This window comes from Paracraurococcus lichenis (assembly GCF_030657435.1).
Lineage (GTDB): Bacteria > Pseudomonadota > Alphaproteobacteria > Acetobacterales > Acetobacteraceae > Paracraurococcus > Paracraurococcus lichenis.
Window position 1 is genome coordinate 1 of sequence record NZ_JAUTWS010000013.1, and the last position, 19852, is coordinate 19852.

Annotated in this window: 14 protein-coding genes; 6 read left to right on the plus strand and 8 right to left on the minus strand. The window is 72.9% G+C overall.

The window, feature by feature from the left end; genetic code table 11:
* Nucleotides 1–167 precede the first annotated feature (167 nt).
* The 4 genes from Q7A36_RS14975 to Q7A36_RS14990 all read right to left on the minus strand — a co-directional run bounded on the left by Q7A36_RS14975 (nucleotide 168) and on the right by Q7A36_RS14990 (nucleotide 8320).
* On the minus strand, nucleotides 168–689 hold the full coding sequence (locus Q7A36_RS14975) for a Cache 3/Cache 2 fusion domain-containing protein (RefSeq protein WP_305104521.1): 522 nt from the start codon (nucleotides 687–689) through the stop codon (nucleotides 168–170).
* Nucleotides 690–1352: 663 nt separating this feature from the next.
* Entirely contained in the window at nucleotides 1353–2249 is an 897-nt protein-coding gene (locus tag Q7A36_RS14980; protein ID WP_305104522.1) for a transglutaminase family protein, read from the minus strand.
* Entirely contained in the window at nucleotides 2246–4768 is a 2523-nt protein-coding gene (locus Q7A36_RS14985; RefSeq protein WP_305104523.1) for a circularly permuted type 2 ATP-grasp protein, read from the minus strand. The genes Q7A36_RS14980 and Q7A36_RS14985 overlap by 4 nt, the downstream gene beginning before the upstream one ends.
* A 159-nt stretch (nucleotides 4769–4927) precedes the next feature.
* Nucleotides 4928–8320 (minus strand): transglutaminase family protein, encoded by a 3393-nt coding sequence (locus tag Q7A36_RS14990; RefSeq protein ID WP_305104524.1) that lies wholly within the window; start codon nucleotides 8318–8320, stop codon nucleotides 4928–4930.
* A 254-nt stretch (nucleotides 8321–8574) separates the two neighbouring features.
* Here Q7A36_RS14990 and Q7A36_RS14995 point away from each other — a divergent pair, with 254 nt between their 5' ends.
* From Q7A36_RS14995 to Q7A36_RS15010, 4 genes are all read left to right on the plus strand, one after another.
* Nucleotides 8575–9315, plus strand: a complete 741-nt coding sequence (locus tag Q7A36_RS14995; protein WP_305104525.1) for a CoA transferase subunit A — start codon at nucleotides 8575–8577, stop codon at nucleotides 9313–9315.
* Entirely contained in the window at nucleotides 9312–9965 is a 654-nt protein-coding gene (locus Q7A36_RS15000; protein WP_305104526.1) for a 3-oxoacid CoA-transferase subunit B, read from the plus strand. The genes Q7A36_RS14995 and Q7A36_RS15000 overlap by 4 nt, the downstream gene beginning before the upstream one ends.
* A 1-nt stretch (nucleotide 9966) precedes the next feature.
* Complete coding sequence (locus Q7A36_RS15005) at nucleotides 9967–10572, plus strand: 2-hydroxychromene-2-carboxylate isomerase (RefSeq protein ID WP_305104527.1); 606 nt, start codon at nucleotides 9967–9969, stop codon at nucleotides 10570–10572.
* Between the two features lie 99 nt (nucleotides 10573–10671).
* Complete coding sequence (locus Q7A36_RS15010; protein ID WP_305104528.1) at nucleotides 10672–12966, plus strand: xanthine dehydrogenase family protein molybdopterin-binding subunit; 2295 nt, start codon at nucleotides 10672–10674, stop codon at nucleotides 12964–12966.
* 44 nt (nucleotides 12967–13010) lie between these two features.
* Here Q7A36_RS15010 and Q7A36_RS15015 read toward each other — a convergent pair whose 3' ends face one another.
* The 3 genes from Q7A36_RS15015 to Q7A36_RS15025 all read right to left on the minus strand — a co-directional run bounded on the left by Q7A36_RS15015 (nucleotide 13011) and on the right by Q7A36_RS15025 (nucleotide 14979).
* Nucleotides 13011–13574: a carboxymuconolactone decarboxylase family protein gene (locus Q7A36_RS15015; protein ID WP_305104529.1), complete on the minus strand. Its 564-nt coding sequence runs from the start codon at nucleotides 13572–13574 to the stop codon at nucleotides 13011–13013.
* Nucleotides 13575–13672: 98 nt separating this feature from the next.
* A complete protein-coding gene (locus Q7A36_RS15020; protein ID WP_305104530.1) occupies nucleotides 13673–14122 on the minus strand; it encodes an RrF2 family transcriptional regulator in 450 nt (149 codons plus the stop codon).
* Nucleotides 14123–14253: 131 nt separating this feature from the next.
* Nucleotides 14254–14979 carry a cold-shock protein gene (locus Q7A36_RS15025; RefSeq protein WP_305104531.1) on the minus strand — a complete coding sequence of 242 codons (726 nt, stop codon included), beginning with the start codon at nucleotides 14977–14979 and terminating at the stop codon, nucleotides 14254–14256.
* A gap of 399 nt (nucleotides 14980–15378) precedes the next feature.
* Between Q7A36_RS15025 and Q7A36_RS15030 the strand changes: the two genes are divergently transcribed.
* Nucleotides 15379–16665: an aspartate aminotransferase family protein gene (locus Q7A36_RS15030; protein WP_305104532.1), complete on the plus strand. Its 1287-nt coding sequence runs from the start codon at nucleotides 15379–15381 to the stop codon at nucleotides 16663–16665.
* A 135-nt stretch (nucleotides 16666–16800) separates the two neighbouring features.
* Here Q7A36_RS15030 and Q7A36_RS15035 read toward each other — a convergent pair whose 3' ends face one another.
* Nucleotides 16801–18489, minus strand: a complete 1689-nt coding sequence (locus Q7A36_RS15035) for an ArnT family glycosyltransferase (protein WP_305104533.1) — start codon at nucleotides 18487–18489, stop codon at nucleotides 16801–16803.
* A 50-nt stretch (nucleotides 18490–18539) separates the two neighbouring features.
* On the opposite strand from Q7A36_RS15035, the gene Q7A36_RS15040 reads away from it, so the two are divergent.
* On the plus strand, nucleotides 18540–19844 hold the full coding sequence (locus Q7A36_RS15040; RefSeq protein WP_305104534.1) for an RsmB/NOP family class I SAM-dependent RNA methyltransferase: 1305 nt from the start codon (nucleotides 18540–18542) through the stop codon (nucleotides 19842–19844).
* Nucleotides 19845–19852: the final 8 nt, after the last annotated feature.

Consider the following 19852-nt stretch of genomic DNA (forward strand, 5'->3'; position numbering starts at 1 on the left):
GGGCTAGCCCGGATTATGCACGACGAACGCGGCGTCGAGTCCAAGTGTTTGATTTTGTTCGCTGGCTTCGTGATCGCCGATTTTTTGGAGTTTTTTGCAATGAAATTGTCTGCCCGGCCATTCCCAAGGCCTCGCCGGCAATGGGGCATCCCGGCGCATAATCCGGGCTAGTCTCTCGCATACCCGACGTAATATACCCCAATGACGTCGCTGCCGGCGCCGCGTATCGGCTCATAACCGGTGATGTACGGCCGGCCCAGGATCTCGGCATCTCCGAAATAGGAATCGCCTTTCAGGATGGCTGCGAAGGCTTTTCCCTTCGGGTCGAGAATGGTGCCAATCGCCCGCGAGCCGTCATCCTTCTTGACGTTGGTTGCGACGCGAATGAACTCGCTGCCGCTCCTGGCGAAGATGGTGGCGGTTCCGCCCTTTTCCTTCTGGATCTCATCCACCAGTTGGAAGTTGTTGTTCATCTTGGTCGACCCGAAATACAGGACAGGGACCGTCCTGCCGGCGACCAGCTCTTCTCCTCTGATGCTGGGTGGCCCGAGTGCCGTGGCCTTCGCCTTGAGAAGCTGCATCGCAGCCTGCACGTCCTCGGTGGGGCCGGCAGTGACGCCTGCCGGTAGCTGAACCGCAACATTGACACAGAGAGCAAGCATCAGCAGTGCGAGCGAGCGCTTTGTCATTGTTACCTCCCTTCGGCCTCACAAGAAAAAGCATGTGAAGACTGTCGAGCGAGGAGGCCGATACTCGCGTAGTGCGGGCTCGGCAGAGTCACCGGGCCTTTCGAAAGGCGGTTGGTCTTCTGTGACGGAGCCTTGCGCCGCGCAGAGGAGAGGCCCGACGCGAATAGATTGTAACTGACGAAGTTCGTATTTGCAACTGTCTAGGACCGCCGGGTGGTGTCCGGCTTCAATGGCGGGCCGCTCAACTCCAGCGCTGAGGCGCTGCTGCTCTGGGCCACGGCCTGGTCCGCCGCGGCGCGGCATGCTTCCGGGACGCGCAGTCTCCGGGGCGGGCCGAGCCGGCGGTGGCCACCCTGGCCGGTCGGCGAGTGCTCGGCATCGTCCTCCGATGATGGAGACGTGATCCACCACGACCAACGCCGCCACGGCGCGGTGCTGGCCATGCTCACCGGCAAGCCGGAGGCGCGCCGATCCGGTTCTGTCCGGCTTGCCGGGACGAGCACCGTGCGAATGCGCCGGGCCGAGTGTCGTCGCGCGCTGGGTGACGGACCCGGCACCTTGGATGAGGACCTGGCCGCCAGACTCGTCCGACGGCGTGAGGACGCCTTCGCCGCGGCCTGCCTCCTCCTGGTGCGGGAGGAGTATCCTCGTCCCGGCGGGGCCTCAGCCCGCCGCGGTCGCCGCCTCGTCGAGCGGCTCGAGATCGACGCCGATCGCCAGCCCATGGTCGCCGCCGCCCAGCATCACGCCGCGCACCGGGCTGATATCGCCATAGTCGCGGCCCCAGCCGAGCACCACGTGCTCGTCCCGCACCAGCACGTCGTTGGTCGGGTCCAGTTCCACCCAGCCATGCTCCGGCCCCAGCCAGGCGCCCACCCAGGCATGGCTCTGGTCCGCCCCGCGCCGGCGCGGCTGCCCGGGCGGCGGGCGGGTGCGGATATAGCCGGACATGTAGCGCGCCGGCAGGCCGAGGGCACGCAGCCCGCTGATCATCAGGTGGGTGAAGTCCTGGCAGACCCCCTCCCGCCGGCGCAGGACCTCGGCCACCGGCGTCGAGAGGTCGGTGACGCCCGCCTGGAAGCGGAAGTCGCGCCGGATGCGGGCATTGAGGTCCAGCAGTCCCGCCAGCACCGGCCGTCCCGCCGGGAAACTCGCCGCGGCATAGTCGCCGGCGGCGGGCACCGCCGCGCACATCGGGCTGTCGAAGCGGAATTCCGCCGCCTGCCAGGCGCCCGGACCGCCGGCCCGCGCCATGTCGCGCACCCTTTCCCACCCCGGGGTCGCCCCGGCGGCCGGCGGGTCGGGGGTGCGCACCTCGACTTCCGCCTCCGCCGTCACCTCGAAGCTGGCATGCGGCGCGTCGATGAAGAGCCAGGTGACGTGGTTGCCGAAATGGTCCAGCCCATCCCGGCGGTGGGAGGGCCCGGGCGCGGTGGCCACCGCGGCCGAGATCACCCGCTGGTGCGGCAGGTCGCGCGGCCTGAGGTGCAGCATATGCGCCGCGAGGTCCACCGTGCTGCCATAGGCGTAGCGGGTGGTATGCCGGACCCGGTAGATCACGCGGCGCCGCGGAGCCGCACCGCGGGCGCCGGCCCCAGGCTGTGCGCGGGCGGCAGCAGCGCGAACCAGCGCCGGGTGATGCGGTCGGACAGGGCCGCGACGCCGCCCTCGATGGCGGTCAGCCGCGGCCGCAGCCCGATCGCCGCCTCCGCCTGGGAGGGCGCCTCCGCCACCTCGCCGACCATCATGCGCGCATCCTCCAGCAGGGCTTCGGCGAGACGCGCGAGCGGCGCCCCCGGTTCGCCTTCCAGGTCCGCCAGCATGTCCCGCGCCGCCGCGAGCTGGAAGGCGAGGCCGCGCGGATTGCCCTCGTCCGCCAGCACCAGGTCCAGCACCGGCGCCGCCTGCAGCACCGTCAGGTAGCGGCTGCGGTAGGTGATGACCGAATCGCGCAGCTCGAGCGCGAGCGCGAGGCCGGGCTCCAGCCGCGCCGGCTGGGTGGCGGCGCCCGGCTGGTCCAGGCAGCGGTTCAGCTCGGCCGCGATCGCCTGCGCCCGCTCCACCCGCCGGCCGAGGTCGAGGAAGAGCCGTCCGCCGCCGCGCACCATGTTCTCGGCGGCAAGGCCCGCCACCGTCGCGGCGAAGGCGAGCACCGCGGTGCTGGCATGGCCCAGCGCCTCCAGCCCGCGGCCCGCATCGCGGCCGCCGGGGACGGCGTCGAACTCCTCCGCGAGCTGCCGCAGGCCGCGATGCAGGGCGATGTGCATCTCGCCGGTCAGCCGGTCCCGCAGCAAGCCGGAGAGGCGTGAGACATGGTTCAGCAGCGCCTGCATCCGGCCGCGCTCGCGCACCGCCCGCAGCAGCGCGCCCGTCACCGGCGTGCTGCCGATCTGCTGCGCCGCTTCCGGGTCCAGCAGCTCCGTCCGCACCAGGCAGGCGCCGAGGCTCTTCAGGGCCGCCAGCTCCCGCGGGCTCGGGTCGTTGGCGGCCAGCCGCGTGGCGGTCGCGCGCAGCAGCCGCGCGCCGCTCTCCAGCCGCTCGAGGTAGCGGCCGAGCCAGAAGAAATTGTCGGCCACCCGGCTCGGGATGTCGCCGGTGCCGCGGCGGATCGGCAGGGCGCGGATGGTGAGCTGCGGCGGGCCCTGGATCTCGGTCGCCTCGTCGGCCGGGACCCAGACATCCTTGGCGAGGGCCGTCTCCGGCCGCGCGCCGGTCGCCGCCTCGGCCGCGGCGAGGCTGCGGGCGAGGCCGCCCTGCAAGGCCCGCCAGCCGCTGCCGTCCTGCAGCAGGAAGAGCCGGAGGATGACCGGCCGCGGCTCCAGCCCCTCGCGCCCGGCGCAGGGCGCGACCGAGGCCGGCAGCCGCTCGCAGGCCACGTAGTCCTCGGGCGCCGCCCGGATCCGCCGCGCGAGCTCGGCCCGCTCCGCCTCCGGCAGGGCGGCGGCGGTGACGGAGCGGACCGTGCCATCCATGGCGCGGCGGAGCAGCCAGGGCCCGAGATCGGGGCCGACCAGCTCGCGCGCCGCCGGATCGCCGAGCCAGAGCGTGCGGGCGGAGGCGAGGCGCAGCCTCTCGCCCAGCAGCCGCTCCGCCAGCGCGGGCAGGAAGGCGGCGAGCGCCGGCGCCTCGGCGAAGCCGGCGCCGGGGTCGTTGACGATGCGTACCGCGCCGCCGCGCATGGCGTCCAGCAGCCCGGCGACGCCGTGCCAGGGGCTCTGGTCGGCCTCCAGCGGGTCCATCTGCCGCCCGTCCATCCGGCGCAGCAGCACGTCCACCGGCTGCAGCCCGCGCAGCGTCTTCAGCCAGAGCGCGCCGTCGCGCACCGTCAGGTCGCCGGCCTCGACCAGGGCGCAGGAGAGGCGGCGGGAGAGGATGACGTGCTCGTACCAGTGCGGGCTGGAATGCCCGGCGGTGAGCATGGCGACCCCCGGGTTGCGCCCGGCGGCGCCGGCCGGGGCGAGGCGCTGCAGCGAATCCTGCCAGAGGTCGAAGAAGGGCCCGTGCTGCCGCAGCTCCCGCGCCCGGACCAGTTCCGGGACGTAGCGGGCCAGCGCCCGGCGGTTCTCCAGCACATGGGCGAGGCCGGTGGGGCCCGCGGTGCGGTCGCGCAGCACCCGCCATTGCCCGTCCGGGCCGCGCAGCAGGTCGGCGGCGTAGAGCTGGATCAGCGGGCCGTCGCGCACCCCTTCCGGCGCGCGGCAGGAACGGAGGAAGGCCGGGTTGCCATAGACCAGCGCCGGCGGCAGCAGCCCCTCCGCCAGCAGGGTCTGCGGCCCGTAGACGTCGCGCAGCACCGCCTGCAGCAGCGCGGCGCGCTGGGCGAGGCCGGCGGCGAGGGCATCGAATTCGGCCGGCGCCAGCACCAGCGGCATCGGGTCGCAGCGCCAGGCCGGGATGTCGGCGCCGCCCGGCAGCAGGCTGGTCGCGCCTTCCTCGATGACATGGCGGTCGAGCATCGCCGCGCGCTCGGCGATCTCGCCGCGGCCGAGCCCGGCCAGGGCGCCGAGCAGGTTGCCCCAGTGCGGGCGGATGCCGCCGGCGCCGTCCACCATTTCATCGAGCGGGGCGGGAGAGGTCATGCGACTGACGTGATGCCATGCCGCGGCGCAAGATGCGAGGGGGCGCTACGGGGTCCCCATCGCGCCAGCGCGATGGGGTGCCCCTGCCCCCTCGCGCACCCCCGCCGGGGGGTCCGTTGATCGCCTTCGGCGCTCAACCCCCCCGGACCCCGGCCCGAGTCAGCCCGCGCGGCGCAGGTCGAGCGCGCGGGGGGACTCCTTCGATGGCACCACCCTCGGTTCCGGCATCGGGCCGGGCGTGTGGCCGAAGGGCTGGAAGCGGGTCCTGCGGCGCGCCTCGGCCTCGTTGGCATTGACCGGCAGCGTCTCGTAGTTGCGGCCACCGGGATGCGCCACGTGGTGAGTCAGCCCGCCGAGGCTGCGGCCGGTCCAGCGGTCATAGACGTCGAAGACCAGCGGCGACTGCGCCCGGATGGTCGGGTGCAGCGCCGAGGGCGGGTCCCAGGCCTTGAAGCGCACGCCGCCGACATACTCGCCCTGCGTCTCCGTCGGCACCAGCGGCACCTCGCAGCCGTTGCAGGCGAGGACGAAGCGCTCCTCCACCCAGCCGTTGACGCGCGCCTGCAGGCGCTCGGTGCTGCTGTCGACGTAGCGCACCGTGCCGCCGCCGCCCGGCTCCTCGCCCAGGACGTGCCAGGGCTCGAGCGCATGGCGCAGCTCGAGGCCGATGCCCCGCAGCGTCACCTCGCCGATGCGGGGGAAGCGGAACTCGAGATGCGGCGCGAACCAGTCGGGATCGAGCGGGAAGCCCAGCATGCCGAGCTCGCGTAGCGACTCGGCGAAGTCCTGCCCGACATAGTGCGGCAGCATGAACTCGTCGTGCAGCCGGGTGCCCCAGCGGACCAGCCGCCGGTCATAGGGCGTGCGCCAGAAGGCGGCGATGGCGCTGCGCATCAGCAGCATCTGCGCCGCCGACATGCGCGCATGCGGCGGCATCTCCAGCGCGCGATACTCGACCAGGCCGAGCCGGCCGCTGCTGCTGTCCGGCGAGTACATCTTGTCGATGCAGAACTCGGTCCGGTGGGTATTGCCGGTCATATCAGCGAGGATGTTGCGGAAGAGCCGGTCGGTCATCCAGGGCGGCGTCTCGACGCCCGGCCGGATCTTGGAGAAGGCGATCTCCAGGTCCGCTAGCGCGTCCTGCCGCGCCTCGTCCACCCGCGGGTGCTGGCTGGTCGGGCCGATGAAGAGCCCGCTGAAGAGGTAGGAGAGGCTCGGGTGGTTGTGCCAGAAGCCGACCAGCGACTTCAGCAGGTCCGGCCGGCGGAGGAAGGGGCTGTCGGCGGCCGTCGCGCCGCCCATCACCACATGGTTGCCGCCGCCGGTGCCGACATGGCGGCCGTCGAGCATGAACTTCTCGGCGGAGAGCCCGACCTGCCGCGCCTCCTCGTAGAGCTGCTCGGTGCGCCCGACCATCTCCGGCCAGCTCGCCGCCGGGTGGATGTTCACCTCGATCACGCCCGGATCGGGGGTGACGGAGAAATGCAGCATCCGGTCGTCGCGCGGCGGCAGGTAGCCTTCGAGGACGACCTTGCGGCCCATCTCCTCCGCCGTCGCCTCGATGGCGGCCGCCATGTCCAGCCAGTCCTCGGCGGCCGTGAGCGGCGGGAAGAAGACATGGATAAGGCCGTTGCGGGCCTCGACGCTCATCGCGGTGCGCACCACGCCCGGGTCGGACTGGCCGACCACCGGCAGGTCCTGCGGCATGGGGCGGAACTGCTCGGCGCCCATGGCCGGGCCATGGCCGTCCCCGGGCCCGCCGCGCGGGTCCTGCGGGACCATGCGGTAGCCGTCGGAGGGACCGGCGAAGGGTTCCCGCGCGCCGGACCGGCCACGCTCGAAGGCCTGCCGTGGGGGCAGGGGCGCGGCCGGGGCGAAGGGGTCGGGCTCGCTCTCGAAGATCCGCGCCGCATCCTCCTCCGACATCCAGGGCAGGGCATCGAGCGGCAGGCGGAAGCCGACCGGGCTGTCGCCGGGGACGAGGAAGAGGTGCTCGCCGCGGAAGAACCAGCGGCCGGCCTGCCAGCGCCGCACGCCGTCCTGGAGAACGCGGCGGATGGGCAGCACGGAGCCGACCTCCGAGGCCAGGCCCTGGGCGAAGACCTTGGCGAGGCGCGCCCGCTCCAGCGGGTCTTTCAGCTTCGCGTCCTCGGCGAGGACATTCGCCGGCAGGCGCTTCTCCCGCCACAGGTAGTAGTGGATGTCCTCATAGGCCGGGTTGACCAGCCCCGGATCCACCTGCAGGCGCTCGGCCAGGAGGCGCGCGAAGCGGCCGGCATCCTGCGCGGTGGCATCGTCCGTGTCGTCGTCCGAGGCCAGCAGCGCCGGGTCCTTCCAGACCGGCTCGCCGTCCCGCCGCCAGTGCGAATAGAGCGCCCAGCGCGGCAATTGCTCGCCCGGATAGTGCTTGCCCATGGCGTATTGCAGCGCCGCGCCGGGGGACCAGAGCGGCGCCAGGCGACGGAGCAGGCGCCCGGCATAGCGACGCTTGGTGGGGCCGAGGGCGGCGGTATTCCACTCCGGTGCGTCCATGTCGTCGGCGGCGATGAAGGTCGGCTCGCCGCCCATGGTCAGGCGCATGTCGGCGGCCTTCAGCGCGGCGTCCACCACCTGGCCGCGCGCCAGGATGTCCTGCCACTGCTGCTCGGTATAGGGCTTGGTGACGCGCGGCGTCTCCCGCACCCGGGTCACCGCCATGTGGAAGCCGAACTCGGTCTCCGCCTTCTCCACGAGGCCGGTGATGGGCGCGGCCGAGACCGGCTCCGGCGTCGCCGCCAGCGGGATATGACCCTCCCCGGCCATGAGGCCGGAGGTGGCATCCAGCCCGATCCAGCCGGCGCCGGGCAGGTAGACCTCGGCCCAGGCATGCAGGTCGGTGAAGTCGGCGGTCGGGCCCTCCGGTCCCTCCAGCGGCTTCACGTCGGCGACGAGCTGGATCAGATAGCCGGAGACGAAGCGCGCGGCGTAGCCGAGATGCCGCAGGATCTGCACCAGCAGCCAGGCGCTGTCGCGGCAGGAGCCCTTGGCATTGCCGAGCGTCTCGTCCGGCGTCCAGACGCCCGGCTCCATCCGCACGACATAGGAGACGCGCTCCTGCACCATGCGGTTGAGTGCGACGAGCATGTCCACGGCGCGCTGCTCGTGGCGCGGGATCCCGTCCAGTAATTGCTGCAGCAGCGGGCCCGGCGTCTCCAGCCGGCGGAAGGGCGCCAGTTCCTGGTCCAGGACATGGTCGTACTGGAAGGGCCAGGTCTCGGCCTCGGGCTCGAGGAAGAAGTCGAAGGGGTTGATCGTCGCCATGTCGGCGACGAGGTCCACCTCCACCTCGAACTGCGTCACTCGCTCGGGGAAGACCACGCGGGCGAGGTGGTTGCCCTGCGGGTCCTGCATCCAGTTCAGGAAATGCGGCTTCGGCGTCACCTTCAGCGCGTAGCTGACGATCGGCGTGCGGGCATGCGGCGCGGGGCGCAGCCGGATGGTCTGCGGGCCGAGGGTGACAGCGCGATCATATTTGTAGCTGGTGCGATGGTTCAGGGCGACGTGCAGCGGCATGGGACGAGGTGGCCTGCGAAATATCGGGCGGTTTAGAGCAAAAGCGGCGCCATGCGCGGCATGATGTTCGCGAGACGGAGGGTTGCGCCACGCGGCCAGCGGCTGCCCAAAGCGCGGGCAACTGCCCATTCCGCGATGCATCGACGCCAGAGCCCGGCCCGTCCCGGTCCGTTCGAGCGAATTACGCCGCCTGAGTGGGTCCACTCGGGCGTCGTTTGCTCTAGGCTCCCCGCAACGAGGAGGGGGGGATGCGCATGGCGCAGCCAGGCAAGGTCTTCGGCAGCTTTACCGAAGCGGTGGCGGATATCCCGGATGGCGCGGTGATCGCCTTCGGCGGCTTCGCGGGCCCGGGGACGCCCTACAACCTGACGAAGGCGCTGCTGGCCCAGGGGGCGAAGCGGCTGACCTGCATCGCCAATACCACCGGCGGGGCGCACCAGCCGCGCATGCCCGATCTCGGCATGCTGGTGGAGAACGGGCAGGTGGCGAAGGTCGTCTGCAGCTTCACCGCCGCTACCCGCCCGACCGACGTGCTCCCCTTCACGAAATACTACGAGTCCGGGGAGGTCGAGGCCGAACTGGTCCCGCAGGGGACGCTTGCCGAACGCCTGCGCGCCGCCGGCGCCGGCATCCCCGCCTTCTACACCCCGACCGCGGTCGGGACGGAACTGGCCGAGGGACGCGAGACGCGGGTGATCAACGGCCGGGAATACCTGCTGGAATACGCGCTGCCCTGCGACGTCGCCTTCATCCGTGCCTTCCGCGCGGACACCGCGGGCAACCTGCAATTCCGCCTGGCGCAGCGGAATTTCTGCCCCCTCATGGCGATGGCGGCGAAGCTGACCATCGTGGAGGTGGAGGAGGACATCCTGCCCGCCGGCGCCATGGACCCGGACCAGGTCCACCTGCCCGGCCTCTTCGTGCAGCGCATGGTCAGGGTGCCGCCGCCGCCCGAGGGACTCTGGACCACCCGCCGGCAGGAGCGCGCGAAATGAGCGCCGCGGAGACGAAAGGCTGGGACCGGCAGCAGATGGCGGACCGCCTCGCCCGGGAATTCCAGGACGGCTGGATCGTCAATCTCGGCGTCGGCATCCCGACACTCTGCTCCAACACCGATATCGGCGACCGCCAGATCCTCTACCACGCGGAGAACGGCGTCATCGGCTACGGTCCGGTGCTGCCTGCGGGGCAGGAGGACCTGCACCTGGTCAATGCCGGCGGGCAGAACGTCTCGCTGCGGCCCGGCGCCGCCATCGTCCACCATGCTGACAGTTTCGGGATCATCCGGTCGGGCCGGATCGACGTGACGGTCATGGGCGCCTACGAGGTCTCGGCCGCCGGCGACTTCGCCAATTGGAAGGTGGGCGGCGCCAAGGGCGGCGGCATCGGCGGCGCCATGGACCTCGCGGCCTCGGCCAAGCGGGTCTTCATCATCCTCGAGCACGTGACCCGCAAGGGCGAGCCGCGGCTGGTGCGGCACTGCGCCCTGCCGGTGACGGCGCGCGGCGTGGTCACGCTGGTCGCCACCAATTACGGCCTGTTTGCCCCGACCGGGGAGGGCTTCGCGGTGCGGGAACTGGCGCCGGGGATCGCATTCGAGACGGCGCAGGCCGCGACCGGCGCGCCGTTGTTCCGGGAGGGCTGAGATGCCGCTGCACATCGACTACTACGCCTCGCTGAACTCGCCCTGGACGCATCTGGGCGCGGCGCGGATCGAGGCGCTGGCGGCGAAGCACGGCGCCACGCTGCGGATCTGGCCGGTCGATTTCGGCACCATCTTCGCCGGCTCCGGCGGCCTGCCGCTGCCCAAGCGCAGCCCGCAGCGCCAGGCCTACCGGCTGCAGGAACTGGCGCGCTGGCGGGCGCATCTGGGCATCCCGATCACCATCCGGCCGAAGCATTTCCCGGCCGCCGAACTGCCCGGCGCCTGCGCGGTGATCGCGGCGCGGGAGACGGTGGGCGACGCGGCCGCCATCCGCCTCGGCCACCGCATCCTGAAGGCGCTGTGGGAGGAGGAGCAGGACACCGGCGACCCGGAGACGCTGGCGCGGCTGGTGACGGAGGCCGGGCTCGACCCCGCCTCGCTGCTGCCGCTCTCGCAGGAGCCGCGCTGGGCGGCGATGCGGGAGAGCGACACGCAGGCGGCGCTGGCCCGCGGCGTCTTCGGCGCGCCGAGCTACGTCATCGGCGAGGACATCTTCTGGGGCCAGGACCGGCTGATGTTCGTGGAACAGCGGCTCGCGCGCGGGTAGGGCGAGGCCCACCCCTGCCGCAGCGCCGTGCCGCTGCTACACTCCAACGGGTCAGGAGCAGGAGCGGGCGATGCGGCATCCGGGCCGGGACGGGCGGCGATGATCGGAGAGAACCGCCGCCGGCTGGAGGATGCCCGCTTCCTCACGGGACAGGGCCGCTACATCGCCGACCTGGTCCCGGCCGAGGCGCTGCACGCCCATGTCCTGCGCTCCCCGCATGCGCATGCGCGCATCCTCGCCGTCGATGTCGCGGCGGCGCGCGCCATGCCCGGGGTCGCGCTGGTGCTGACCGGCGCCGACCTCGCGGCGGAGGGGATCGGCCCGCTGCCCTGTCCCGCCGTGGTCCAGACCATCGGCCCGCTCATCGTCCCGGACCGCCCGGCCATCGCCCGCGACGCGGTGAAGCATGTCGGCGAGCCCGTCGCCCTCGTCGTCGCGGCGACGCCGGCCGAGGCGCGCGACGCCGCCGAGGCGATCGCGGTGGACTACGAGCCCCTGCCGGCGGTGGTCGGCAGCCGCGCCGCGCTCACCCCCGGCGCGCCGCAACTCTGGCCCGAGGCGCCGGGCAACCGCGCCTTCCGCTTCGAGCGCGGCGACCGCGCGGCGATGGAGGCCGGCTTCGCCCGCGCCGCCCGCATCGTCGAGCTTGATCTGATCAACCACCGCGTCCATGCCGCGCCGCTCGAGCCGCGCGGCGCCGTCGCCCGCTGCGACGGGGCGCGCTTCGATCTGGAATTCGCCGGCATGGGCGTGCACGCCATCCGGCGCCAGCTCGCCACCGTCTTCGGCCTGCCGGAGACGGCCTTCCACCTGCGCTGCCCCGATGTCGGCGGCGGCTTCGGGATGAAGAACTTCCTCTTCCCCGAGCATGTCGCGCTCCTCGCCGCGGCCCGGCGCCTGGGCCGGCCGGTCGCCTGGATCGCCGAGCATACGGAGGAATTCCAGGGCGCCGTGCATGCCCGCGACTTCCAGGGCACCGCGCGGCTGGCGCTGGACGGGGAGGGCCGCTTCCTCGCTTTGCATGCCCGGATGGCGGCGGATATGGGCGCCTATTGCTCGGCCTTCGGGCCGGCGGTGCCGACCAACTCCGTCTCGACCGCCATCGGCGGCATCTATGCCATCCCGGCCATCCTGCTCGAGGTCGAGGGCGCCTTCACCAACTCGGTCCCGACCGACGCCTATCGCGGCGCCGGCAAGCCGGAGGCGAACTACCTGACGGAGCGGCTGGTCGAGGCCGCCGGCCATGCGACGGGCATCGACCCGGTCGAGCTCCGCCGCCGCAACGCCATCGCGGCTTTCCCCTATCGCAGCGCGACGGGGATGCTGATGGACACCGGCCGCATGCGCGACAACCTCGCCGACCTCGGGGCGCTGCTGGACCGCGAGGGCTTCGCCGCGCGCCGGGCGGCGAGCGAGGCGCGCGGCCTGCTGCGGGGGCTCGGCATCGCCGCCTTCCTCGAGACCTCGCGCGGCGCGCCGCACGAATGGGCGGCGGTGCGCTTCGCGCCCGACGGCATGGTCGATCTCTGCATCGGCACCCAGAACAACGGCCAGGGGCTGGAGACGAGCTTCGTGCAGGTCGCCGCCGCCTGGCTGGGGCTGGAGGAAGCGCGCTTCCGGATCGTCCAGGCCGATACCGACCGCATCGCCTTCGGCAATGGCCATGGCGGCGCGCGCTCGCTCCATGTCGGCGCGACGGCGCTGGTGATGGCCATGGAGAAGGTGCTCGCCAAGGCCCGCCGCATCGCCGCCTACCTGCTGCAGGTGGCGCCCGAATCGCTGGAGTTCACCGAGGGCTGCTTCACCGTCACCGCGACCGGCGCGGCGCTGACCCTGGATGCGCTGATCGAGGCGAGCCACGACCCGCGCGACCTGCCGGACGGCATGGAGCCGGGCCTCGATGCCGAGGCGATGAACCTCTCGGACCTCGTCACCTTCCCCTCCGGCGCGCATTGCGCGGAGGTGGAAATCGATCCCGAGACCGGCGCCGTGACGCTCTGCCGCTACCAGGCGGTGGACGATTACGGGGCGCTGGTGAACCCGATGCTGACGCGCGGGCAGGTGCAGGGCGGCCTCGCCCAGGGCATCGGCCAGGCGCTGCTGGAGCGCATCGCCTACGACCCCGCCTCCGGGCAGCTCCTCTCGGCCTCCTTCATGGATTACGGGCTGCCGCGGGCGGCGGACCTGCCGGCGCTCGAGATCGCCTTCGGCGAGGCGCCGACCCATTCCAACCCGCTCGGCGTGAAGGGGGTGGGGCAGGCGGGCGCGATCGCCGCGCCGCAGACCGTCCTGAACGCCGTGCTGGACGCGCTGCGGCCGCTCGGCGTCGCGCATCTGCAGATGCCGGCGACGGCGGAGAATGTCTGGCGGGCGATCCGCGCGGCGCGGGGGTAGAAGGGGGGGGCGCTCCGCCCCGGGCCGCGTCGCGCCCTTCTCCGCTACGGCGCCGCCAGCCCCTCCACCGCGGCATGCGCCTCCGCCTCCTCCTCGATCTGCAGGGCATCGTTGAAGCGGTTGAAGAAGCCGCAGAGGGTGATGCGGAGCGTGAGCTCCACCACCTGCGCCTCGGTGAAGACCTCACGGAGGGCGCGGAACAGCGCCTCCGGGATGCGGCTCGGCGTCTCCCAGGCGGCGATGGCGTAGCGGATGACGAGCCTGTCCGTGGCGTCGAGTTCCGGGTGGTCCTGCCAGTCCATGATCCGGTCGATGCCCGCGGCCGAGATGCCCTCCACCGCCAGGAAGGGCTTGTGGTGGGCGACGCAGTAGTGGCAGGCATTGAGGTTGGAGACGACGACGATCGCGATCTCCAGGTAGCGCTTCGGCAGGGTCTTCGCCTCGCGCAGCTCCATCAGCAGCGGGAAGAGGTGCCGCAGCGCCGCCGGCACATGCGCGAAGACCGCGACCTGGTTGCGGAAGGGGCCGTAGCTGCCGGCGAAGCGCTCGTAGATCTCGGCGAGATCCGGCGGCAATTCGTGGCTCTCGATGCTGCGGACGCGGGCCATGGACGCACTCCCTGCCTTGGGGACGGCATGATCCCTGGCCGGGTGCACGGCCGCAACGCCAACCCCGCGGACATGCCTTGCGCCTCGCGCCGGCCGCGTCAGATCACGAAGTTCAGCGGCTCCACCGTCGGCCGCTTCACGCCCGCGGCGGCGGCGCGCTTGATCAGGTCGGCGACCGTCAGCCTGGAGAGGTGGTCGCGGCAGAGCGCTTCCAGCTCCGTCCAGAGCGGCTGCACGACAGCCGCCTGCAGGCGCCCCGCCGGCTGCTCGCCGGGGGCGCCGTCGTCGTCGAGCGCGGTCGCCACGATCTCGGCCAGCCGCAGGTCGCGCGGCGGCCGGCCCAGCCGGTAGCCGCCCTTCGGCCCGCGGATGGATTCCAGCAGCCCGGCGCGGGAGAGGGCCTGCAGCACCGGCTCGATGCCCCGGCGCGCCTGGCCCAGCCGCTCGGCGATGTCGGCGGCGCTCACCGCCTCGGTCCGGCCGGCATGGAAGGCGACGTCGAGCATGATCGCCACCGCGGTCATCGCCCGTTCCCGGCGCAGCAGCATCCGTTCCTCTCCCGGGGACCGGTCGCCGGTGCCCCCGACATGACGGCGTCAGGCGGCCCGTCCGCCCCGCCCGATAGCAAGCGGGGGCGGCGCCTGGACGCCGCCCCCGGTCAGGATCCTCGTCCGGCCTGTCAGCCGCGGGTGAGGGTCGAGGCCTCCGGCCCCTTGCGGCCCTGGACCACCTGCATCACCACCGCCTCGCCCTCGGCGAGCGGCGAGAGGCCGCTGCGCTCGAGCGCCGTGGCATGCACGAAGACGTCGCGCCCGCCGCCTTCCGGCGAGACGAAGCCGAAGCCCTTCTCCGCGCTGTACCACTTGACGGTGCCGCGCATCTCCTCGGCCGGGCCGGAGGGGGCGAAGCCGCCACCGCCGCCGCTCCGCGGCGGCCGGTCGCCGAAGCCGCCGGCGCCGCGGGGCGGGCGGTCGCCGAAGCCGCCGCGCGGGGCGCCGCCGGGGCCGCCGGGGCCACCGCCCGGCTCGCCCGGGCTGGTGATCTCGACCACCTCGGTCACCTGCTGGCCCTTCTGCCCCGGGCCGACGCGCACGCGCATGCCGGCGCCCGGGTTCACCGCATCGTTACCCGAGCGGTGCAGGACGGAGATGTGCAGGAAGGCATCGCCGGAGCCGTTGCCGAGCTCCACGAAGCCGAACCCCTTCTCCGGGTTGAACCACTTGACCGTGGCTTCGACCTCGGGTCCCGTGGCGAAGACCGAAGGACCGCGCGAAGCGGGCATGGTGCTCGGCATCGGGAAGGGTGGCGGGGCGCCCCAGCCGCCGCCGCCGCCGAATTCGGGTGTGTCGTCGTCGAACCCGCGCTTGCGGGGCTTGCGGGGGCGCCAGCTGTCGTGTTTGGCCATCTCTCGAACTCTTCGGTGCTCCTCTGGCCACGCCCCGTTCCCGGAACCCGGCCTGCCTCGACCGGCCCGGGGGGAACCGGTCCTGAGGCCACTGCCAAGGCTCTAGCATAAGCGATCCGGCAGCGGGCGCCAGCCTGTCGTGGAAATACGTTTGATGCCATGAAATTTCGTGGCCGGTCGCATGTCCCGGCGCCGGGCGGGCGCGGATCGGCGGTTCCGCGGCCATGGCCTGGCCTGGGCCCGGGCGTCGCTGCCGCCGACTCGGCCCTGTCGCCGACGGAGCCATGCCGCCGCGCGAAGGATGGCGCGGCGCCCGCTCCCTCCGCCGATGACGCCTGCACGAAGCTGTCCTAGCCTCGGTCCGGAACAGACGACATCCGGGGGCGGATCATGGACGGGATGACGCGCAACGCACTCGAGCAGGCGCTGGTGAGGACGGCGCACCGCGTCCTGCCGGCCGGGCATTTCGGCAACTTCGCCGCCGACCTCGTCATCCGGGAGGGCCGCGGCGGACGCGTCTGGGACGTCTCGGGCAACGAGTATGTGGACTATCTGCTCGGCTCCGGCCCCATGTTCATCGGCCATGCGCATCCCGAGGTGACGGAGGCCGTGGTCGCGCAGGTGCCGAAGGGCACCACTTTCTTCGCCAACAACGAGCATGGCATCCGCCTGGCCGAGGCGATCGTCGAGGCCGTGCCCTGCGCCGAGCAGGTGCGCTTCGTCAGCAGCGGGACCGAGGCCGACCTCTATGCCATGCGCGTCGCCCGGGCCTTCCGCAAGCGCGACCGCATCCTGAAATTCGAGGGCGGCTACCACGGCATGTCGGACTGGGGGCTGATGAGCCTGGCGCCGAAGCGCCTGGCGAACTTTCCGGTCGCCGTGCCGGATTCCGCCGGCATCCCCCGCAGCGCGCGGGAGGAGGTGCTGGTCGCTCCCTTCAATGACCTCGAGGCCGCGCGGGCGCTGATCGCCGCGCATCACGACGAGCTCGGCGGGGTGATCCTGGAGCCCTTCCAGCGCCTGATCCCGCCGGCGCCCGGCTTCCTCCAGGGCATCCGCGAGATCACGGCGCAATACGGCATCCCGCTGATCTTCGACGAGGTGGTGACGGGCTTCCGCTTCGCCTACGGGGGCGCGCAGAGCTACTACGGCGTCACCCCCGACCTCTGCACACTGGGAAAAATCATCGGCGGCGGCTTCCCCCTGGCGGCGGTCGCCGGGCGGGCCGACATCATGGCGCATTTCGACAAGGGGCTGGTCGGCGAGGACGGCTTCCTGATGCAGGTGGGCACCCTCTCGGGCAATCCGGTGGCCGCGGTCGCCGGCCTCGCCACGCTCGAGGTGCTGCGCCGGCCCGGCGCCTATGAGCAGGCCTTCGCCACCGGGCGGAGCCTGATGGAGGGGCTCTCGGCGCTGATCGCCAAGGCCGGCCTGCCGGCGCAGGTGGTGGGCGAGCCGCCGCTCTTCGACGTGGTGTTCACGACCGAGGCGGTGCGCAACTACCGCGACACGCTGCAGGCGGATGCCGGGCTGCAGAAGCACTTCAACACCCAGCTCCGCGCCGCCGGCATCCTGAAGGGGGAGAGCAAATACTATGTCTCCCTCGCCCATACCGAGGAGGACGTGGCGCTGACCTTGCAGGCCTTCAGCGGAGCCATCGCCGCGCTGCCGAAGGGCGCCCGTTAGGGCGGATCGCTGCGGCGTGGAAACGCCCGGAAAGGCGCTTCCGCTCCATGGATCGAAGCGCCCGGGGGCGCCCCGCGCTGCACGATCAGCTTGAGGAGCTTCCGGAGCGGCGGCGCCCGAGGGATCGCCCCTCGCTCATGCGCCCTGGCGATAGAGGATCAGCGTCACCCAGCGGCCGCGGGTGTAGTTGAAGCCGGTGACCGTGCCGATCTCCTGCACCGGCAGGTTCAGGGCCGCTGCCTCCCGCTGGAAATCCTGCTCCGCCCGGTTGCCCACGGCGACGACGCGGCCCGGCCCGGCGCCGAGGAAGCGGGCGGCATCCGTGCCGGTGCGGAGCAGGCTGGTCCCGCCGCCGACCGCGAAGAGCACCGAGGGCTCGGAATGGCCGGTGATGCCGAAGTCGCGGGAGTCGAGCCCCGGCGCTGCCACCGCCAGCGTCGCCGCCAGCCTCGGTGCGATCCAGAGCGGGGCGAGGCGCGGCGCCAGACCCTCCAGCACCGCAGCATAGAGGGGAATGGCGAGCAGCGCGCCCAGCAGCCCGGCGCAGCCCCAGGCGCCCTGCCGGGCGGCGCGGGCGACCACCCAGACCAGCAGCGCCGCGAAGGGCAGGGCCAGCAGCCCGGGGCCCAGTAGCCGCCGCAGCAGCACATCCCCGGCCACCGCCGCCGCCAGCGCCAGGCCGAGCCCGGCGAGCGCCAGCACCGCGAGCGCGACCCGTTGCCACCACCGGGTGGGCATCCGCCGCAGCGGGTCCATGGCCCAGGCAGCGCCCAGCAGCATCAGCGCGGGATAGAGCGGCAGGGTATAGTGCGGCAGCTTGGTCTGCACCGCCTCGAAGACCAGCCAGGAGGGCACGACCCAGGCCAGCAGGAAGCGGGTCGGCGGGTTCAGCCGCTCCCGCCAGGCGGTCGGCAGGGCGCAGAGGACGATCCAGGCGGAGGGGAAGGCGGCGATGCCGAAGCTGAGCAGGTAGAAGCCGGGCGGGCCGCCATGCTTCTCCTCGCCGCTGCCGATCTTCGAGAGCATGTCGCCGCCGACCGCCTGCTGGAAGAAGCGGCCCTCGGTGGCGACGCCGATGGCGACGAACCAGGGCGCCGCGGCGGCGACCAGCAGCGGCAGGCCCCAGCCCGGCCGCAGCGCCCGCAGCCAGGGCGCGCCGCGGTCGGCGACGGCCAGCGTGATGCCGGCCAGCAGCGGCACCATGGGCCCGACCGGCCCCTTCAGCAGCACGGAGGCGCCGAGGATCAGCCAGAAGGCCGCCGCCTGCCGCGCGGTGAACTGCCCCGGCCGCAGATAGGCCTGGGCGAAGAGCCCCATGGCGGCGGCGACGGTTGCCAGCAGCGCCGCATCGGTCTTGGCGATATGCGCCTCGGCCACCAGGACCAGCGAGGAGGCGAGCATGGCGGCGCCGAGGAAGGCCGCCCGCCGCCCGACCAGCGAGCGCCCCCAGTGGAAGGTCGCCAGCACCGCCAGGATGCCGCCGAACAGGCTCGGGATGCGGTAGGCCCAGATGTCCTGCCGGTTGCCCAGCCGCGTCGCCTCCAGCAGATGGACCGAGGCGGCCTGCAGCCAGTGGATGCCGGCGGGCTTCTTGTTCCGCTCCTCCTCCCCGACGCGGATGCGGACGTAGTCGCCGCTGTCGACCATCTGCTTCGTCGCCTGGGCGAAGCGGCTCTCGTCCCGGTCGGTCGCGGGCAGGGTGAAGAAGCCGGGCAGCCAGAGAGCCAGGCAGAGCAGCACGAGCGCCAGCCGCGGCCGCCTCTGCAGGGCTTCCGGCAGGGCGCCGAAGGAGCGGTCGGGGCGGGACGGCGCCGAGATATGCATGGGCGCGCGCACTAGCATGGGCCGGACCCGGGGGCCATAAACCCGGCCTCATGGCAGCCCCGACCCAGAATCCCGCCCGCCGCGCCGCCGCCGCCCTGCTGGAGGCGGTGCTGGTCCGCCATCGGCCGCTCGAGGAGGCGCTGGACGCCCTGCCGACGGATGGCAGGCCGCATAAGGTGCGGGAGAAGGGAGAGGCGCGGCCGGGCGCCGCCGTCTCGCTGCGCGACAAGGCGGCGGGGCACCGGATCGCCGCGGCGGTGCTGCGCCGGGCGGGCAGCCTGGACGCGGTGCTGGAGCCCTTCATCAGGCGGGAGCCGCCGCCCGTGGTGCGCAACGCGCTGCGCATCGGCGCGGCGGAATTGCTGCTGCTGGCGACGCCGCCGCATGCCGCCGTCGCCAGCGCGGTGGACCTGGTGCCGCAGCCTTTCGCGGGGCTGGTGAATGCCGTGCTGCGCCGGGTGGCGGAGGCCGGGCCGGCGGCGCTGGAGGGACTGGATGCCGAGCGGCTGGACACGCCGGGCTGGCTCTGGACCGCCTGGCACGCCGCCTATGGCCCGGCGGTGCGCAGCATCGCCGCGGCACACCGGGTGGAGGCGCCGCTCGACCTCAGCCTGAAGCCGGGCGCCGCGGCGCCGGAGGGCGGCGAGGCGCTGCCGAGCGGCACCTGGCGCTACCCCGCCGGCACGCGGGTGACGGAGCTGCCAGGCTTCGCCGAGGGCGCCTTCTGGGTGCAGGACGCCGCCGCGGCGCTGCCGGCGCGGCTGCTGGACGTGCGGCCGGGCGAGCGCGTGGCCGATCTCTGCGCCGCGCCGGGCGGCAAGACGGCGCAACTCGCCGCCGCCGGCGCGCAGGTGACGGCGGTGGAGCGCGACCCGAAGCGCGCCGCGCGGCTGCGCGAGAACCTGGAGCGCCTCAGGTTGCCGGCCGAGGTGGTGGTAGCCGATGCCGCGCAGTGGTCGCCGGGGGAGGGGTTCGACGCCATCCTGCTGGACGCCCCCTGCACCGCGACCGGCACCATCCGCCGCCACCCCGACGTGCCGCATCTCAAGCGCCCGAAGGACGTGCCGAGCGCCGCGGAGCTGCAGCGCAGCCTGCTGGCGGCGGCGGCGAAGCTGCTGCGGCCGGGCGGGCGGCTGGTCCTCGCCACCTGCTCCCTGCAGGCGGAGGAGGGCGAGGCGCATCTGGGCGCCGCCGCTGCGCTCGGCCTCGCCCTCGATCCGGTGCGGCCGGAAGAGCTGCCCGGCCTCGCCGAGGCTGTCGCGCCGGGCGGCACGCTGCGCACGCGCCCCGACCTCTGGTCCGGACGCGGTGGCATGGACGGGTTTTTCGTTGCACGGTTCCGCGCCGCCCTCTAGGGCCGAAG

Bases quoted from the DNA above. Each gene is read 5' to 3' on its own strand.
- Q7A36_RS14975 (WP_305104521.1), bottom strand. From the start codon at position 689: ATGACAAAGCGCTCGCTCGCACTGCTGATGCTTGCTCTCTGTGTCAAT.
- Q7A36_RS14985 (WP_305104523.1), bottom strand. From the start codon at position 4,768: ATGACCTCTCCCGCCCCGCTCGATGAAATGGTGGACGGCGCCGGCGGC.
- Q7A36_RS14990 (WP_305104524.1), bottom strand. From the start codon at position 8,320: ATGCCGCTGCACGTCGCCCTGAACCATCGCACCAGCTACAAATATGAT.
- Q7A36_RS14995 (WP_305104525.1), top strand. From the start codon at position 8,575: ATGGCGCAGCCAGGCAAGGTCTTCGGCAGCTTTACCGAAGCGGTGGCG.
- Q7A36_RS15000 (WP_305104526.1), top strand. From the start codon at position 9,312: ATGAGCGCCGCGGAGACGAAAGGCTGGGACCGGCAGCAGATGGCGGAC.
- Q7A36_RS15005 (WP_305104527.1), top strand. From the start codon at position 9,967: ATGCCGCTGCACATCGACTACTACGCCTCGCTGAACTCGCCCTGGACG.
- Q7A36_RS15010 (WP_305104528.1), top strand. From the start codon at position 10,672: ATGATCGGAGAGAACCGCCGCCGGCTGGAGGATGCCCGCTTCCTCACG.
- Q7A36_RS15015 (WP_305104529.1), bottom strand. From the start codon at position 13,574: ATGGCCCGCGTCCGCAGCATCGAGAGCCACGAATTGCCGCCGGATCTC.
- Q7A36_RS15020 (WP_305104530.1), bottom strand. From the start codon at position 14,122: ATGCTGCTGCGCCGGGAACGGGCGATGACCGCGGTGGCGATCATGCTC.
- Q7A36_RS15025 (WP_305104531.1), bottom strand. From the start codon at position 14,979: ATGGCCAAACACGACAGCTGGCGCCCCCGCAAGCCCCGCAAGCGCGGG.
- Q7A36_RS15030 (WP_305104532.1), top strand. From the start codon at position 15,379: ATGACGCGCAACGCACTCGAGCAGGCGCTGGTGAGGACGGCGCACCGC.
- Q7A36_RS15035 (WP_305104533.1), bottom strand. From the start codon at position 18,489: ATGCATATCTCGGCGCCGTCCCGCCCCGACCGCTCCTTCGGCGCCCTG.
- Q7A36_RS15040 (WP_305104534.1), top strand. From the start codon at position 18,540: ATGGCAGCCCCGACCCAGAATCCCGCCCGCCGCGCCGCCGCCGCCCTG.